This is a genomic window from Ancylobacter sp. Lp-2, assembly GCF_020523795.1.
Classification (GTDB): Bacteria; Pseudomonadota; Alphaproteobacteria; order Rhizobiales; family Xanthobacteraceae; genus Ancylobacter.
The window spans coordinates 52933-68902 of record NZ_JAJALI010000003.1 but is presented as its reverse complement, the minus strand read 5'-3'; the positions used below and the strand labels follow the sequence as shown (position 1 = coordinate 68902).

13 protein-coding genes are annotated in these 15970 nt (G+C 68.0%); 4 read left to right on the top strand and 9 right to left on the bottom strand.

The features are described 5' to 3' along the window. Nucleotides 1–2: 2 nt before the first annotated feature. Nucleotides 3–1592 (bottom strand): ABC transporter substrate-binding protein, encoded by a 1590-nt coding sequence (locus tag LGR54_RS08645; RefSeq protein ID WP_230361570.1) that lies wholly within the window; start codon nucleotides 1590–1592, stop codon nucleotides 3–5. Nucleotides 1593–2075: 483 nt separating this feature from the next. Between LGR54_RS08645 and LGR54_RS08640 the strand changes: the two genes are divergently transcribed. Further along, nucleotides 2076–3269, top strand: coding sequence for a reverse transcriptase domain-containing protein (locus LGR54_RS08640; RefSeq protein WP_230361569.1), 1194 nt, complete (start codon nucleotides 2076–2078; stop codon nucleotides 3267–3269). Between the two features lie 146 nt (nucleotides 3270–3415). On the opposite strand, the gene LGR54_RS08635 is transcribed toward LGR54_RS08640, so the two are convergent. The 8 genes from LGR54_RS08635 to LGR54_RS08600 all read right to left on the bottom strand — a co-directional run bounded on the left by LGR54_RS08635 (nucleotide 3416) and on the right by LGR54_RS08600 (nucleotide 13011). Further along, entirely contained in the window at nucleotides 3416–4495 is a 1080-nt protein-coding gene (locus LGR54_RS08635) for an aldo/keto reductase (protein WP_230361568.1), read from the bottom strand. Between the two features lie 53 nt (nucleotides 4496–4548). Beyond that, nucleotides 4549–5487: an ABC transporter ATP-binding protein gene (locus LGR54_RS08630; protein WP_230361567.1), complete on the bottom strand. Its 939-nt coding sequence runs from the start codon at nucleotides 5485–5487 to the stop codon at nucleotides 4549–4551. Beyond that, nucleotides 5465–6463, bottom strand: coding sequence for an ABC transporter ATP-binding protein (locus tag LGR54_RS08625; RefSeq protein WP_230361566.1), 999 nt, complete (start codon nucleotides 6461–6463; stop codon nucleotides 5465–5467). The genes LGR54_RS08630 and LGR54_RS08625 overlap by 23 nt, the downstream gene beginning before the upstream one ends. Nucleotides 6464–6466: 3 nt before the next feature. Continuing rightward, entirely contained in the window at nucleotides 6467–7498 is a 1032-nt protein-coding gene (locus LGR54_RS08620) for an ABC transporter permease (protein WP_230361565.1), read from the bottom strand. Further along, entirely contained in the window at nucleotides 7495–8484 is a 990-nt protein-coding gene (locus tag LGR54_RS08615) for an ABC transporter permease (protein ID WP_230361564.1), read from the bottom strand. Before LGR54_RS08615 ends, LGR54_RS08620 begins: the two co-directional genes overlap by 4 nt. A 563-nt stretch (nucleotides 8485–9047) precedes the next feature. After that, the gene (locus LGR54_RS08610) at nucleotides 9048–10385 is read right to left on the bottom strand and encodes an LLM class flavin-dependent oxidoreductase (RefSeq protein WP_230361563.1); all 1338 of its coding nucleotides are present in this window, start codon (nucleotides 10383–10385) and stop codon (nucleotides 9048–9050) included. Nucleotides 10386–10564: 179 nt separating this feature from the next. Then, the gene (locus LGR54_RS08605; protein ID WP_230361562.1) at nucleotides 10565–11635 is read right to left on the bottom strand and encodes an LLM class flavin-dependent oxidoreductase; all 1071 of its coding nucleotides are present in this window, start codon (nucleotides 11633–11635) and stop codon (nucleotides 10565–10567) included. Continuing rightward, complete coding sequence (locus tag LGR54_RS08600) at nucleotides 11632–13011, bottom strand: LLM class flavin-dependent oxidoreductase (RefSeq protein WP_370638168.1); 1380 nt, start codon at nucleotides 13009–13011, stop codon at nucleotides 11632–11634. The genes LGR54_RS08605 and LGR54_RS08600 overlap by 4 nt, the downstream gene beginning before the upstream one ends. 93 nt (nucleotides 13012–13104) lie before the next feature. On the opposite strand from LGR54_RS08600, the gene LGR54_RS08595 reads away from it, so the two are divergent. From LGR54_RS08595 to LGR54_RS08585, 3 genes are read left to right on the top strand one after another with little or no spacing between them, the layout of a single operon-like run. Beyond that, nucleotides 13105–14001, top strand: coding sequence for an ABC transporter ATP-binding protein (locus tag LGR54_RS08595; protein WP_230361560.1), 897 nt, complete (start codon nucleotides 13105–13107; stop codon nucleotides 13999–14001). Between the two features lie 11 nt (nucleotides 14002–14012). Beyond that, nucleotides 14013–15056: an ABC transporter substrate-binding protein gene (locus LGR54_RS08590; RefSeq protein WP_230361559.1), complete on the top strand. Its 1044-nt coding sequence runs from the start codon at nucleotides 14013–14015 to the stop codon at nucleotides 15054–15056. Nucleotides 15057–15089: 33 nt separating this feature from the next. Next, the gene (locus LGR54_RS08585) at nucleotides 15090–15932 is read left to right on the top strand and encodes an ABC transporter permease (RefSeq protein WP_230361558.1); all 843 of its coding nucleotides are present in this window, start codon (nucleotides 15090–15092) and stop codon (nucleotides 15930–15932) included. Nucleotides 15933–15970: the final 38 nt, after the last annotated feature.

The following is a 15970-nucleotide window of genomic DNA, read 5'->3' as shown; positions in this document are numbered from 1 at the left end:
CGTCAGCGGTCGAGCCAGACATCGGCGAAATTGGCGGCGAGGCCGTCGGCGGTCAGCGTGTGGTTCTTCACCGCCTTGTTGAACACGGTGAAGCTCTGGAAGGAGACGAGGTTCACCGCCGGCAGATCGGCATCCACCTGACGCTGGAAGGCGAAGAACAGCTCGCGGCGCTTGGCGGGATCGATCTCCACCGCCGCGGCCTCCAGGAGGCGGTCGACCTCGGGGTTGTCGTAGTGGCTGGCATTGGAGAAGCCGAGGCCGATCTTGAAGTTCTTCGACCAGTAGCCACGCTGGGCGCCGATGGTGGGGTCGAAGGTGTTGCCGAGCTGCTCGACCTCGATGTCGAAGGCGCGGTCGGTATAGACTTTACGGACGTAGGCGGCGAATTCGTAGTTCTCGATCACCGCGTTGATGCCGACCTTGGCCAGCGCGCTGCGGATATATTCCGCCGAGCGGCGGTTGCCGTCGTTGTAGGGGTTGTAGAGCAGGCGCAGGGCGAAGCGCTTGCCATCCGGCCCGCGCGTCTGGCCGGCTTCGTCGAGCAGCTTCGAAGCCAGCGCGACGTCGAAGGCGTGCGGCTTGATGCTCGGGTCGTGGAACGCCTTCAGCACCGGGGCGATCGGGGTCGGCGACACCGCGCCGTAGCCGTACCACGCCACCGCGAGATTGGCCTTCAGGTCGATGGCGTGAGCGATGGCCTGGCGGACCTTGAGGTCCTGCAGCACCGGGGTGTCGAGGTTGAAGAACAGCTGGCCCTGATTGCCGGCATATTCATAGCCCCTGGTCTCGATGCCGAGATTGGGCAGCGCCTGGAAGCGCTCGCGGTCGGCGAGCGGGATCGGGTTGTCGCCGGCGAGCAGCACCTCGCCGGTCTCCAGCGCCGCCGCGCGGGCCGAGGCGTCGGGGATGAACTTCACCACGATGCGGTCGAGCCAGGGCTTGGGCTTGTCCCAGTAGTCGGGGTTGCGCTCCAGCACCACATGGCTGCCGCGCACCCATTCCTTGAACACGAACGGACCGGTGCCGATGGGCCGGCTGCCGTTGGGGTTCGAGGAGACGTCGGTGCCGTCATAGATGTGCTTGGGCACGATCGGCGCCTCGCCGGCGGAGAGCGCGGTGAGCAGATAGGGCGCCGGCTTGGAGAGCACCAGCACCGCGGTGAGCGGGTCGGGCGTCCTCACCTCGGCGACATTGGCGAAGGTGCCGCGCCCGCGTGGATGGGTGCGCTTCAGCGTCAGGATCGAGAAGGCGACGTCGTCCGAGGTGAAGGGCTTGCCGTCATGCCACTTCACGCCGTCGCGCAGATGGAAGGTGTATTCGAGGCCGTTCTCGGCCACCTCCCAGGAGGTGGCGAGCTGGGGATGCGGCTTCAGCTCGAAATCATAGGTCAGCAGCCCCTCGGTGACCTTCGGTCCGATGCGCTGGGTGGCGCCGAAGCTGTTGTCGATGCCGACGATGGTGGTGGGCTCGGGCACCGCGATCATGGTGAGCGTGCCGCCGCGCTTCGGCTCCTCGGCGTGACCGGGAGCAATGGCGGCGGTGAGCAGCAGGGCGGCGGCGAGCGGACGCAGGAAGGTGGCAAACGACAGCATGACAGGGTTCCGGGAAAGGGACCCCCAGCCTAGCGCAGCGGCGGCGGCGGGAATGAGAAAAATCTACTGAATTAATATACTAAAAGAGATGCCCGTTCGCCGACGGTCGGCGGGCACGGCACCGAACGAAGGAAACCGGCTGTGGCGGTTGCCGATGAATGGCGATTGTCACGGCTATCCACATCCTCAAGAGGTCGTCGCCGAGACATAAATGTTTCTCTTTTGTTCTCATTCGATATCGGGTAAAAACAGGGGCTGACTTGATCCTGCTTCTCGCTTGGCCCGTCACGGGTGCAGGTCGGAGAGGCGGGGACCATCGCGGGGCGATGAGCTTCGCGGTGCAGGTCGATGCCTCGGCGTCTTTCGTAGGCGGGGCTTCGCGCGAAGGACGCCCGTAGCCGGGGGATAACTTTGTCGGCAGGCCCCACAGCTAGGCTCCAACAAATGACATTGTGCAAACGGGTTCGTTCCACGCAGGTTCTGATGGCCGCATGGCGTGAAATCGAGCGAAATGCGAAGACCTCTCAACAAGAGGCGACGAAGCTGAAGACGCGCAGATTCGGGGAGAATTTGCCGGCCAACCTTCGTAGGCTTCAGAAGCGACTCCACAGGGGCTACCGCTTTGACAAGGCGTATGGCGCTACACCCCCGAAGGGCGGCGGCAAGCCCGGAAAGCGGCCGATCGTCGTGGCGCCCTTGGAGGACCGCATCGTTCAACGGGCGATCCTCGATGTCCTTCAGGACGCCAAGGAGATTTCCGCCGTCCAGCGTGTCCTGCAGACGCCGACATCGATCGGCGGCATTCGTGGTCGAGGGGTCGATCACGCGATACGGCTGTTCGATGAACGGGTTAAGGAGGGTGATCGGTTCGTCGCCGGGTCCGATATCTCCGGATTTTTTACGAAGATCTCACGGCCCGATGTTATCGGATTCCTGGAACGCGCCTCTGTCGAGCCGGAATTCGTCCAACTCGTCCAGGATGCCCTGACCGTCGAATTGTCGAATGCGGACAAGTTGAGTGAGGAAGACCGGAAGCTGTTTCCGACGGGCGACGACGGTGTCGCGCAGGGCTGCCCGCTATCCGCGCTCGCCGGCAACATTGTCCTCGCAGAGTTCGATCGCCAGATGAACGGCCGGGGCATCACCTGCATCCGTTACATCGATGACTTCATCATTATTGGAAAGTCGATTGCGGCGGTAAAGGGGGCCATGAATTCGGCGAAGACTCTCCTGTCGGGTCTGGGAATGGATATTTACGATCCGGAGACGTCGCCGAACAAAGCCTTCATCGGCCCCATAGGCGGGGGGCCGGTCTTTCTGGGCTATAAGTTGCTGCCAGGCAGCTATCCGCCCGCCGACGCGGCTCGTGACAAGCTGATAAAGCAGGTCCGCGCCCTGATCGCGAGCGGCCAGCGCGCGATTATGAAGGCCGTTTCCGATAGGCAGTTGAACAGTAGCGATCTTGGGTATGCAAAAACTCTTGTCGCTATCGATAATACAATTCGAGGCTGGCAAACTTCTTTTCAATGTTCAAGATGCCCCGAAATTTATGATCGAATGGATGGTCAAATCGATCGGCATCTGATGGATTTTCACAGATTCTATTCGGAGAAAACGTTGAAATGTACGCCCGCACAACGGCGTAAGGCCTTGCGGGTGCAGCTGTTGGCCGCTTGAACTCCCGGCATCATCTGGTCGTTATCTCCATCGGCGTCACGAGACTGTAGCCGCCGGCATGTGTCTGCCTCGATCACAACCTCCCCCCGGCGCGCCGGCGTCGAGGGGAGGAGGTTCGGGAGGGGGTTCCGGCGGAGCCTGCCCCCTTACGCCGCGCCGGCCTTGAGCGGCACTGGCGGGCGGGGGAGCCGCTCGAGTTTCGTCGCCTCGCCGATAAGCGGCACGCGGCCCTCGATTGGATAGGCGGGATCGTTATAGCCGGGCGTCGAGGCGTGGCCGGGAGAGACCAGCCGCTCGACCAGCGCCTCGTCCTCAGGCGTGAAGGTGTAGTCGAGCGCCTTCACATAGCCGTCCCACTGCTCCTCGGTGCGCGGGCCGGCGATGGCGGAGGTGACCAGCTTGTTGTTCAGCACCCAGCCAATGGCGAAATCCACCGGGGCGATGCCGCGCGAGGCGAGGTGGCGCTTGATCTCCTGCGCGATGGCGAGCGATTCCGGCCGCCACTCGGTCTCGCGGATGCGGGGATCGTTGCGGCCGGCGCGGCTGTCGGCGGCCGGCGGCTGGTTCGGGTCGTATTTGGCGGTGAGGATGCCGCGCGCCAGCGGGCTGTAAGGCACCACGCCGAGACCGTAGAACTGCGCCGCCGGCAATTGCTCGACCTCGGCGGTGCGGCTGACCAGATTGTAGAGCGGCTGGCTGGCGACCGGGCGGTCGATGTTGAACTGGTCGGCGAGATGCGCCACCTCGCCGATGCGCCAGCCACGGAAGTTCGACACGCCGAAATAGCGCAGCTTGCCGGCGCGGATCAGGTCCGCCACCGCCCGCACCGCCTCGCCGAGCGGCTCGTCGACCACGGCCTTATGGAAGTAGAGGAGGTCGATATAGTCGGTGCCGAGGCGCTTCAGGCTGTTATCGACCGCCTCGAAGATCCATTTGCGCGACGAGCCGCTCTGGTTCACCCCGTCGGCGCCGCCCACCGGATTGGTGAACTTGGTGGCGATGGTGAAGCGGTCGCGATTGGCCTTCACCGCCGCGCCGACGATCTCCTCCGAACGGCCGCCTGTATAGACGTCGGCGGTGTCGAGGAAGTTGAAGCCCTGGTCGAACGCCTTGTGGATGATGCGCTGCGCGGTCGGTTCGTCGGTGGGGCCGCCGAACATCATGGTGCCGAGGCTGAGCGGGGGAACCTTGAGGCCGGAGCGGCCGAGATAGCGGTAATCGGGCATGGGGATCTCCTCAGAAGGGGCGGGCGGGACGGCGCGGCCGGGCGGGCCGCGCCTCAGATCTCGGCATGGTGGCAGGCGACGCTGCGCCCCGGCGCCAGCTCGCGCAAGGCGGGATCCTCGCGGCGGCACAGGTCGGTGGCGAGCGGGCAGCGCGGATGGAAGCGGCAGCCGGACGGCAGGTTGCTGGCGCTCGGCAGCTCGCCGGACACGCCCGCCGTCTCACGCCCGCGCGCGGCGTCCGGCACGGCGGCGAGCAGCAGGCGGGTATAGGGGTGCAGCGGGCGCTCATAGAGGCGGCGGTGGTCGCCGCTCTCGACGATGCGGCCGAGATACATCACCAGCACGCGGTCGGCGAAATACCTGATCACCGAGAGGTCGTGCGAGATGAACAGATAGGACAGGCCGAGCTCGCGCTTCATCCCGACCAGCAGATTGAGGATCTGCGCCTGGATGGAGAGATCGAGCGCCGAGACCGGCTCGTCGCAGATGATCAGCTCCGGCTCGAGCACCAGAGCGCGGGCGATGCCGAGCCGCTGGCGCTGGCCGCCGGAGAATTCGTGCGGGTAGCGCCCGAGCGCGTCGGGGGGCAGGCCGACGCGGTGGACGATGTCGCGCACCTTCTCGCGCCGCTCGCGCCTTGTGCCGATGCCGTGCACGGCGAGCGGGCCCGACAGGATCTCCTCCACCGTGTGGCGTGGGTTGAGCGAGCCGAAGGGATCCTGGAACACCATTTGCAGCCGCCGGCGCAGCGGGCGCAGTGCGCCGTTGCCGAGGGTGGCAAGTTCGGTGCCGTCGAAGCGGATGCTGCCAGCGGTGGGCTCGACCAGCCGGATGATCGACTTGCCGAGTGTCGACTTCCCGCAGCCGGATTCACCGACGAGGCCGACCGTCTCGCCTTTGGCGATGTCGAACGACACGCCGTCGACGGCGCGCAGCGTGGCGCCGCCTTGCGTGTAGTGGGTCGAGAGGTCAGAGACCGACAGAATGGCCATGCGGTGCCTCCCGCAGCGTGGTGACGGGGCAGGCGACGAAATGGCCGTCGCCCTGCGGCAGGAGCGGGGGCATTGCGGTGCGGCACGTGGCCCGCGCGACCGGGCAGCGCGGCGCGAACGGGCACCCCTTTTCGCCGACAGCCGAGACGATGCTGCCGGGAATCTCGATCAGCGGGCCGTCGCTGTAGTGGTAGTCGGCGCGCAGGCGTGGCGAGGCGGCGAGCAGGCCCTGCGTGTAGGGATGCGCGGGGGTGCCGAACAGCAGCTGCGGGCGCGCCTCCTCCACCTTGTGGCCGGCATAGAGGGCGATCACCCGGTCCGCCCATTGCGCGACGACGCCGAGGTCGTGGGTGATCAGCAGCAGCGCCATGGACAAATCGCGGCGCAGCTGGTCGAGCAGTTCGAGGATCTGCGCCTGGATGGTGACGTCGAGCGCGGTGGTCGGCTCGTCGGCGATCAAGAGGCGTGGATGCGCGGCGATGGCCACCGCGATCATCACCCGCTGGCGCTGGCCGCCGGAGAACTGGTGCGGATAGGCGTCGAGCCGGCGATGCGCCTCGGGGATGCGCACGAGATCGAGGAGCTCGGTCGCCCGCTTGCGCGCCGCGCGGCGGGAGAGGCCCTCATGCAGCTCCAGCACCTCGGCGACCTGCCGGCCGACCGTCATCACCGGATTGAGCGAGGTCATCGGCTCCTGGAAGATCATCGCCATGTCGCGCCCGCGCAGGCGGCGCATCTCCGGCTCGGGCAGCTGGGCGATGTTGCGGCCGGAAAACAGGATGCGGCTCGCCTCGCCGAGCCGGGCATTGCGCGGCAGCAGGCGCATCAAAGCGAGGGCGGTGAGCGACTTGCCGGAGCCGGATTCGCCGACCAGCGCCAGCGTCTCACCCTCCTCGATGGTGAAGGAGAGGTCGGGCACCGGCGTGGCGCGCGGAAAGGCGATGGAGAGGTGGCGGACGTCGAGCACGGCGGCCATGGGTCAGCGCTCCGCCGAAATGCGCGGATTGAGCGCGTCGTTCAGCCCGTCGCCGATCAGGTTCAGCGCCAGCACGGTGAACACGATGACGAGGCCGGGCAAGGCGGTGAGGAACCAGGCGGTGCGCAGCAGCTCGCGCCCGGCGCCGATCATCGAGCCCCAGCTGACCACGTTGGGATCGCCCATGCCCATGAAGGAGAGCGCGCTCTCGTTGAGGATGGCGCTCGCCACCATCACCGAGGCGGTGACGATGAGCGGCGGCAGCGCGTTGGGCAGGATCTCGCGCAGGATGATGCGGGTGTGGCCATAGCCGAGGCTCTTGGCGGCGGCGACGAACTCCTTGGCGCGGATGGCACGGAACTCCGCCCGCGCGAGCCGGGCGATGGTCGGCCAGGTGACGAGGCCGATGGCCACCGTGATGGTCGCGATGGTGGGCTGGGCGATGGCGACCAGCACGATGAGCAGGATGAAGCTCGGGATCGACTGGAAGATCTCGATCAGCCGCACCAGCGCCGCGTCGAGCCGGCCGCCGAAATAGCCGGCCAGCGCGCCGACCAGCGTGCCGGCGGCCAGCCCGATGGCGGTGGCGGCCAGCCCGACCATCAGCGAGACCCGAGCGCCGTGGAACAGGCCGGCGGCGACGTCGCGGCCGAGCGAATCCGTGCCGAGCGGGAAGTCCGGGTCCTGTCCCGGCCAGATCAGCGGCCGCGCCACCATGGCGAGCGGGTCGTCGGGATAGAGCACCGGAGCGGCCAGCGCGGCGGCGACCACCAGGGCGAGGAAGACCAGCCCGGTGACCGCGGTGGGATTCTTCAGGAACGCCTTGAGCGCGCGGCGCGAATCCGGTGGAGCGAGCTGCGCCTGCGCGCTGGTCGCCCGGATCGTGTCGGCGGCGTGCACATTGCTCCACGCCGAGAGCGGCGCCGGGGCGGGCTTCGCCGGTGCGGCGGGGGCCGGTGCCGGGGAGGCGGGAGCGTCGGCCTCGGGCGGCAGAGTCAGCCCATCGCTGACCAGCGTGAGGTGCGGGCGGCTCATGACGCGGCCTCGATGCGCGGGTCGAGCCAGGCCTGCAGGAGGTCCACCACGACATTGGCGAGGATGACCAGCACCGAGGACAGCAGCAAGACGCCGAGCAGCACGGTGAAGTCGCGGCTCATCACCGCCTCATAGGCGAGGCGTCCGAGGCCGGGCCAGGAATACACCGTCTCCACCACCACGGCGCCGCCCATCAGCCCGCCGAGATGCACCCCGGCAATGGTGGTGACCGGCAGTAGCGCGTTGCGCAGCGCGTGGCGCAGGGTGACGGCGGCGGGGGACAGGCCCTTGGCGCGGGCGGTGCGGATGAAATCCTGCGAGCGCACCTCCAGCATCGCCGCGCGGGCGAGCCGGGCATAGATCGCCACATAGAACAGCGACAGCGACAGTGCCGGCAGCAGCATGTAGCGCGCCTGATCGAGGAGAGCGGCAAGCCCGGTGGCATCGGTGCCGATGCTGCCGGCGCCGCCGCTCGGCAGCCAGCCGAGCTTGACCGAGAACAGCACGATGAGCATCAGCCCGATCCAGAAGCTCGGCACCGAATAGAACAGCAGCGCCAGCACCGAGAGCAGCCGATCCGGCCAGCGCCCGGCCTGGGTCGCCATGACGACGCCGAGCGCGATGCCGATCACCAGCGCCAGCACCAGCGAAATGCCCATCAGCCCGAGGCTGCTCGGCAGCCGCTGCAGGATGAGATCGGAGACCGGCATGTTGTAGCGCGGCGAGTAGCCGAGGCTGAAATGCGCGAGGTTCGACAGATAGGCGAGAAGCTGGTCGAGCGCCGGCAGATCCAGCCCGAAGCGGGAGCGCAGCGCCGCCATGGTCTCCTCGGTGGCGGCGCCGGATTCGCCGGCCATGACGTCGGCGGCGTCGCCCGGCGCGAGGCGCAGCAGGAAGAAATCGAGGATGACGATGCCGATCACCGTCGGCACCGCGTGGATCAGCGCCCGGACGAGCACGCGGGAAAGGCGCAGGAACTGGTGCATGCGGTGTCCTGTTTTGGGCGCCCCGGAAGGCTGGTCGGTGCTGCCTCCCCCCGGCGGGGAGAGGGGTAGGTGAGGGGCTCCGCGCTTCCCGAAATCGCCGCCTCTCACCGGCCCGCTGCGCGGGGGGCCTCTCCGCCGAACCCGGCTGTTGCCGGTTTCGGTCTTGCCGGAACCGAACCCCGCAACAGCCGGGTTCGGACGGGGAGAAGTGAGGAACGGGGCGGGTGCTGAGGCGCCCGGGTTCCGAGGGATGGTCGTCCGAGTGCGCTGTGCCGAGCCTCCTTCGAGGTTTGCTGCGCTCGCACCTCGGGATGAGGGCGTTCTAAGGCGTGGCTTTCACCAGGCGCCGGGTCCTGCGGCCGAAGGAGCGGGAGACACCCTCTCCCCAACGAGAAGAAAGGGGGGAGGGGGCCGCACTTCCCAATCGCGAGAGCCCCTCGCCGACCCGCTGTGCGGGCCACCTCTCCCCGACGGAGAGAGGGTAGGAAAGCGGCCTGCTCTCAGGGTGAGGAGGCCATGGGGAGCGCCTTCCGGATCGCGGCGTTCCATGGGGCCTCCGCGGCTCACGCGCTCGCCCGCTGGTCGGCCGGGGCGGCGTAGCGGTTCGCCGGGCGGGGAAGGCCGAAGCGCTCGCGCAGGGTCTTTTCCGCGTAGTGGCTGCGGAACAGGCCGCGCTTGCGCAGGATCGGCACCACATGGTCGACGAAGACCTCCAGCCCGGTCGGCAGCACGTCCGGCATCAGATTGAAGCCGTCGGCGGCGCCGGCGGTGAACCACGCCTCGATGTCATCAGCGATGGCCTCCGGCGTGCCGACCAGCACGCGGTGGCCGATGCCGCCGCCGAGCTTGTAGAGGAGCTGGCGGAAGGTGAGGTTGCCCTGGCGGGCGAAATTGAGCGTCGCCTGGGCGAAGGTGGTGCTGCCATTGACCGGGATCGGCAGATCCGGCACCGGGGCGTCGAGTTCGAGATGGCTGAGGTCCTGGCCGAAGGTCACGCCGAGCCGGGCGATGGCGTATTCCAGCGGGATGAGCGCGCCGAGTTCCTCCTGCCGGCGCTTCGCCTCCGCCTCGGTGGAGCCGATGACGGTGGCGAGGCCGGGCAGCACCACGATGGAGCGCGGGTCGCGGCCATAGGCGACGGCGCGGGCGCGCAGGTCGTCGGCATAGGCGCGGGCGCGCTCGACATCCTCGCCGACGCTGAACACCACGTCGGCGTGCCGGGCGGCGAGGTCGCGCCCGTCGCCGGAGCCGCCGGCCTGCACCAGGATCGGCCGCCCCTGCGGCGAGCGCGGCAGGTTGAGCGGGCCGGCGACCTCGAAGAACGCGCCCTTGTGGTGGATGCGGTGCACCTTGGCGGGATCGATGAAGCGGGCATTGGCCTTGTCGCCGACGAAGGCGTCGTCCTCCCAGCTGTCCCACAATTCGCTCACCACCTCGGTGAACTCCTTGGCGCGGGCATAGCGCGCGCCGTGCTCGGGCAGCGACTGGCCGAAATTGGCCGAGGCGTTCGGATCGGCGGTGGTGACGACGTTCCAGCCGGCGCGCCCGCCGCTGACGAGGTCCAGCGTCGCGAAGCGCCGGGCGATGTTGTAGGGCTCGTTGTAGCTGGTCGAGGCGGTGGCGATGAGGCCGATATGCTCGGTGGCCGCGGCGATGGCGGTGAGCACCACGGTTGGCTCCAGCGACAGGAACGGCCGCAGATCCGGCCGGTCCTCCAGCGCCGGGCGGTCGGCGAGGAACACGGCGTCGAACGTGCCGCGCTCGGCAATCTCAGCGCTGCGCACGTAATGGCCGATGTCGAAGGTGGCGTGCGGGTCCGCCTCCGGCGACCGCCATGCCGAGGCGTAGAAGCCGGCATGCAGGATGTTGATGTTGAGATGCAGCTGACGGCGTCGGGTCATTCCGTGGTCCTCCGAGCCTCCATCATTGCCGGCCGCATCTGTAAGTCAATTTAGTTTATAGAAATTATATTCTATTATCGCGCCCGATTTGGATGAACCATCTGCGCGAGCCCCGCACCCCTCGCCGCGAGAAGAAGGATCCTCTCGCGGCGAGGGGCCACCGGCGGGGGTGCCGGCGCTTATCCGCGCAGCAAGGGGAGCAACTGCTCGCCCTGCCGCCGGATCTCCGAAAGATAAGGCGTGTCCGACAGCACGAACTGGGTGATGCCGAGATCGCGGTATTTCGCCAGCGAGCCGGCGACATCGGCCGCCGAGCCGACCAGCCAGGTGGTGCCGGCGCCGCCGCCGCCGAACCGGCCCGGCGCGGTGTAGAGATTGTCGTCGAGCACGTCGCCGCGCTCGGCGAGATCGAGCAGGCGCTGCTGGCCGACCGCCACCGCCCGCCGGTGGTCGTGCCAGCCGACGCCCTGGGTCCGGGCCATCTCGGCGACCTTGGCCTCGGCATCGGCCCAGGCCTCGGCGGTGGTGTCGCGCACCAGCGTGGTGATGCGCAGGCCGAATTCCAGCGGCGGCAGGTCGCGGTCGAGGTCTTGGCTCAGCGCCTTCAGCCGGGCGATGCGCTCGGCGAGCTGCTCGCGCGGCTCGCCCCAGAACAGCTGGACATCGGCCTCGGCTGCGGCCACCCGCTCGGCCGCCGCCGAGGCGCCGCCGAAATAGAGCCGGGGATGGCGGCGCGCGCCACGCGGCTCGATGCGCGGCACGATGGTCGATTCCGTGACGCGGAAATGCCCGCCGGCGAAGGTGACGTTCTCCTCGGTCCACAAGCGGCGGACGAGGCGCATGAACTCGCGGGTGCGGGCGTAGCGATGGTCCTGGTCGCCCTCGCTGTCGCCATAGGCGGCGAGGTTGTCCTTGCCCGACACGATGTTCACCCGCACGCGGCCGCCGGTGAGCTGGTCCAGCGTTGCGGCGGCGCTGGCGAAATGCGCCGGCCGCCAATAGCCGGGCCGGATGGCGATCAGCGGCTCGAAGGTCGTCGTGCGGGCGGCCAGCGCGGTGGCGAGCGTGAAGGTGTCCGGCCGCCCCCAGCCGGTGCCGATCAGCGCGCCGGTCCAGCCATGCTCTTCCAGCGCGCGGGCGTGGCCGGTCAGCGTCTCCAGGCTGTTATGGCCCGCGCCGGTCGAATCGCCGCGATGGCCGGGCTTGTCCTGATTGGGGATGTACCAGAGGAATTCGGTTGGCTGGCTCATGCGACGGGGGTGCTCGTTGGGTTCGGGACGTTTCGGCGGTCGGTATTCTCGCGGACGGCGCGGGCTGCGGCCGGGTGATGCGGGTAGGGCAGGCCGAGATTCTCCCGCAGCGTGCGCCCCTCATACTCCTCACGGAAGAGCCCGCGCCGCCGCAGTTCGGGCACGACGAGATCGACGAAATCGTCGAGCCCGCCGGGCAGATAGGGCGGCATGACGTTGAAGCCGTCGGCGGCGTGACCCTCGAACCAGGCTTCCAGCTGATCGGCGATGTCCTTCGCGGTGCCGCGGATCGCCCAGTGGCCGCGCGCGCCGGCGATCCACTGGTAGAGCTGGCGGATGCTGAAGCCTTCGCGGCGGGCGAGGTCGACCAGCAGCTTCTGCCGGCTTTTCGCCGCGTTGGTCTCGGGCAGGTCGGGCAGCGGGCCGTCGAGCGGGTATCCGGTGAGATCGGCGCCGCCGAGCATCTGCGACAGCAGCGACAGGCCGACGGCGGGGTGGATGAGCTCCTGCAATTGCGCGAACTTCTCCTCCGCCTCCTCGGTGGTGCGCCCGACGATCGGCGAGACGCCGGGGAGGATCTTGAGATGGTCGGCATGGCGGCCGTAGCGGGGGAGGCGTCCCTTCACGTCGGCATAGAAGGCCTGCGCCTCCGCGAGCGTCTGCGCGGCGGTGAAGATGACCTCGGCGGTTTCAGCCGCCAGTTCCTTGCCGGCTTCGGAGGAGCCGGCCTGCACCAGCACCGGGCGCCCCTGCGGCGCCCGCGCGACGTTCAGCGGGCCGCGCACCGCGAAATGCGGGCCCTTGTGGTTGAGCACGTGTTGCTTCGACGGCTCGAAATACAGGCCGCTTTCCTTGTCGCGGACGAAGGCGTCGTCCTCCCAGCTGTCCCACAGGCCGGTCACCACCTGCGCGAACTCGCGCGCGCGGTCGTAGCGGTCGGCATGGGCGGGATGAGCCTCGCGGCCGAAATTGAACGCCTCGACCTCGCCGGACGACGTGACGAGGTTCCAGCCCGCGCGGCCCTTGCTGATGTGGTCGAGCGAGGCGAACTTCCGGGCGATGTGGAAGGGCTCGTTATAGGTGGTGGTCGCGGTGGCGATGAGGCCGATGTGTCGCGTCGCCGCCGCGATGGCCGACAACAGCGTGATCGGCTCGAAATGCACGACGTAACGGGCCACCCGGCTGGCGGATTCGATGTTCTGGTCCCGCACCGCCGCTGAATCGGCAAGGAAGATCGCGTCGAACTTCGCCCGCTCGGCGGTCCGTGCCAGTTCGACATAGTGATCGAAGTTCACGCCGGCATCCGCCACCGCCCGCGGATGCCGCCAGGCGGCGATGTGATGGCCGGTCGGATGCAGGAAGGCGTTCAACTTCATTCGGCCGTGGCGCGCCATAGGGTCACCGTCTGATTCCGGGAATGTAGGGAATATGCATTGACACTATAATCTATAGATTTAATGTATTGTTCTATGTCAACGATTTTCGCCTCTCCCACTCCCGGCAGCGTGCCGCCCAAGATCGCGCTGCGCATCGACCGCCACGCCTTCCCCCTGCGCGATGTCCCAGGAGGGGAGTTCGTCGCCATGAGCGGCGTGGCGATCGATGTGCCGGCCGGCGAGTTCCTCACCATCGTCGGTCCTAGCGGCTGCGGAAAGACGACGCTGCTGGAGATCCTCGCTGGTCTTGCCACGCCGACCGCCGGGTCGCTGCGCATCGACGGGCAGGAGGTTTCCGGCCCGAGCCTGTCGCGCGGCATCGTCTTCCAGCAATACGCCTTGCTGCCCTGGCGCACGGCGCTCGCCAATGTCGAGTTCTCGCTGGAGGCGGCCGGCGGCCTGTCCCGCCGCGAGCGGCGCGACAAGGCGCAGGCGGCGCTGGAGCTGGTCGGGCTCAAGGGGTTCGAGGAGCGTTTCCCGCACGAATTGTCGGGCGGCATGAAGCAGCGCGTGGCCATCGCGCGCAGCCTCGTCTACGAGCCGGACATCCTGCTGATGGACGAGCCCTTCGGCGCGCTCGACGCGCAGACGCGCGAGCTGCTGCAACAGGAATTGCTGTCGCTCTGGCAGCGCACCCGCACCACCGTGGTCTTCATCACCCATTCCATCGACGAGGCTGTCTATCTCGGCCAGCGCGTGGCGGTGATGACCTCGCGGCCGGGCCGTATCAAGGCGATGGTCGATGTCGACCTGCCGCGCGCCGATCTCGATGCCGACATCCGCTCGCATCCCGACTTCGCCCGTTACCGGCACGAGATATGGGATCTCATGCGGGGCGAGATCGCCCGCGCCCGCGCGCCGGTGGCGCCCACCTTCTGGTCCGATCCGACGCCTCCGCGTGAGCGTTCGCAGACCGCAACCGCCAACTGAAAGCAGAAACGATGCGCCTGACGCCGAGCCGCCGCCTTTTCCTCGCGACCAGCGCCGCCGCGCTGCTCGCGGCTTCCGTCGGGATGCCCGTCGTGCCGGCCCGGGCGGCGGATGAGCTTGAAACCAAGGTGATCCGCTATCAGTCGTCCACCGGTGCCGACATCAGCCCGCTGGAGCTGGCCGACGCGCTCGGCTATCTCGCGCCGATCACGCTGGAGCGGGTCGGCGACGTGCAGGGCGGCCCGGCCAATCTGCAGGCGGCGGCCACCGGCCAGGTCGACATCGCCTCGGCGTTCAACGGCGCGGTGCTCAACATCGTCGCCGCCGGCGCGCCGCTGACCTCGGTGGTGAGCTGGCGCGGCACCAACGAGCTGACCTCGCCCGGCCTCTACACGCTCGACGACGGCAAGATCAACAATGCCCGCGACCTGATCGGCAAGAAGATCGGCGTGAACACGCTGGGCGCCAACCAGGAGGCGGTGAGCGCCATCTATCTCGCCAAGGGCGGCCTCTCCCCGGAGGAGATCAAGCAGGTTACCTTCGTGCCGCTGCCCACCCCCAATGTCGAGCAGACGCTGCGCAACGGCCAGATCAGCGCCGCCAGCCTCGGCTTCACCTTCCGCGACGCGGCGATCGCTCGCGGCGGCATCAAGGCGCTGGCCCGCAACGTCGATCTGTTCGGCAGCTACAACGATAATACCGGCGTGCTGCGCAACGACTTCATCGCCAAGAACCCCAACACCACCAAGCACCTCGTCTCCGCCATCGCCCGCGCCATCGCCTGGAGCCAGCAGAAGGAGAAGGAGGACAAGCGCGCCGAGGTGATCGAGGTCTATTCGAAATATCTGGCGAGCAAGGGACGCGGCGAGGGGCTGGCCCCCCTGAAGTACTGGCAGAGCCTCGGCATCGAGACCGAGGGCGGCTGGATCAAGAAGCAGGACTTCGCCATGTGGATCGGTTGGCTCAACGCGCGCGGCGAGGTCGATGCCAAGGCGCTCGACCTGACCAAGGTCTATTCCAACGCGTTCAACCCCTACTGGAAGGGCGGCGAGTGACGTCCCGCAGGGCGCGCTCGGAGGGAGGGGCCGATGTCGATCATCGCAACGGATGAGGATCGGGGACGGCTGGCGGCCGGTATTTCCGCCGCGCGGCTGTCCGGCTGGCTCGGCACGCTGCGCGGCCTCGCCTGGAAGTCGGCGTCGCTCGTCGCCGTCTTCGCGCTATGGGAGGCGCTGCCGCGGCTGGGGCTGGTCGACCGCGTGTGGTTCCCGCCCTTCACCCAGGTGCTGGGCGTCATCGTCCAGATGCTGCGCAGCGGCGAGTTGCAGAACCACATCGCCGGCAGCCTGATCCGCTCGGTGATCGGCTTCGGCCTCGCGGTGTCGCTGGCGGTGCCGCTGGGGCTGGTGATCGGCTGGTACGCCCGGGTGCGCGACTTCCTCACCTCGGCGCTGGAGTTCTTCCGCAACACTTCGGCGCTGGCGCTTTTGCCGGTGTTCATCCTGTTCCTAGGCATCGGCGAGGCCTCGAAGATCGGCATCGTCACCTTCGCCTGCTTCTTTCCGATCCTGCTCAACACCATCAGCGGGGTGAAGAGCGTCGATCCGCTGCTGATCAAGTCGGCGCGCTCGCTGGCGCTCCCGGCGCCGTCCATCTTCACCAAGATCATCCTGCCTTCGGCGGTGCCCTCGGTGTTCACCGGTTTCCGCCTCGCGGCGCAGAGCTCGATCCTGGTGCTGATCGCCGCCGAGATGGTCGGGGCGACGCGCGGGCTCGGCTACCTCATCAACTACGCGCAGTTCAATTTCCTGATCCCGAAAATGTATGCCGGCATCCTCACCATCGCCCTGATCGGCCTGGCGGTGAACCAGCTGCTGGTGACCGCCGAGCGCCGGCTGTCGCGCTGGCGCGTGCCGACCTCCAACGCCTGAGCGTTCCACGCCGCATCCGGCCCATTTCACAGGTGACC

Bases quoted from the DNA above. Each gene is read 5' to 3' on its own strand.
- LGR54_RS08615 (WP_230361564.1), bottom strand. From the start codon at position 8,484: ATGCACCAGTTCCTGCGCCTTTCCCGCGTGCTCGTCCGGGCGCTGATC.
- LGR54_RS08620 (WP_230361565.1), bottom strand. From the start codon at position 7,498: ATGAGCCGCCCGCACCTCACGCTGGTCAGCGATGGGCTGACTCTGCCG.
- LGR54_RS08610 (WP_230361563.1), bottom strand. From the start codon at position 10,385: ATGACCCGACGCCGTCAGCTGCATCTCAACATCAACATCCTGCATGCC.
- LGR54_RS08585 (WP_230361558.1), top strand. From the start codon at position 15,090: ATGTCGATCATCGCAACGGATGAGGATCGGGGACGGCTGGCGGCCGGT.
- LGR54_RS08645 (WP_230361570.1), bottom strand. From the start codon at position 1,592: ATGCTGTCGTTTGCCACCTTCCTGCGTCCGCTCGCCGCCGCCCTGCTG.
- LGR54_RS08630 (WP_230361567.1), bottom strand. From the start codon at position 5,487: ATGGCCATTCTGTCGGTCTCTGACCTCTCGACCCACTACACGCAAGGC.
- LGR54_RS08640 (WP_230361569.1), top strand. From the start codon at position 2,076: ATGGCCGCATGGCGTGAAATCGAGCGAAATGCGAAGACCTCTCAACAA.
- LGR54_RS08635 (WP_230361568.1), bottom strand. From the start codon at position 4,495: ATGCCCGATTACCGCTATCTCGGCCGCTCCGGCCTCAAGGTTCCCCCG.
- LGR54_RS08590 (WP_230361559.1), top strand. From the start codon at position 14,013: ATGCGCCTGACGCCGAGCCGCCGCCTTTTCCTCGCGACCAGCGCCGCC.
- LGR54_RS08625 (WP_230361566.1), bottom strand. From the start codon at position 6,463: ATGGCCGCCGTGCTCGACGTCCGCCACCTCTCCATCGCCTTTCCGCGC.
- LGR54_RS08600 (WP_370638168.1), bottom strand. From the start codon at position 13,011: ATGAAGTTGAACGCCTTCCTGCATCCGACCGGCCATCACATCGCCGCC.
- LGR54_RS08595 (WP_230361560.1), top strand. From the start codon at position 13,105: ATGTCAACGATTTTCGCCTCTCCCACTCCCGGCAGCGTGCCGCCCAAG.
- LGR54_RS08605 (WP_230361562.1), bottom strand. From the start codon at position 11,635: ATGAGCCAGCCAACCGAATTCCTCTGGTACATCCCCAATCAGGACAAG.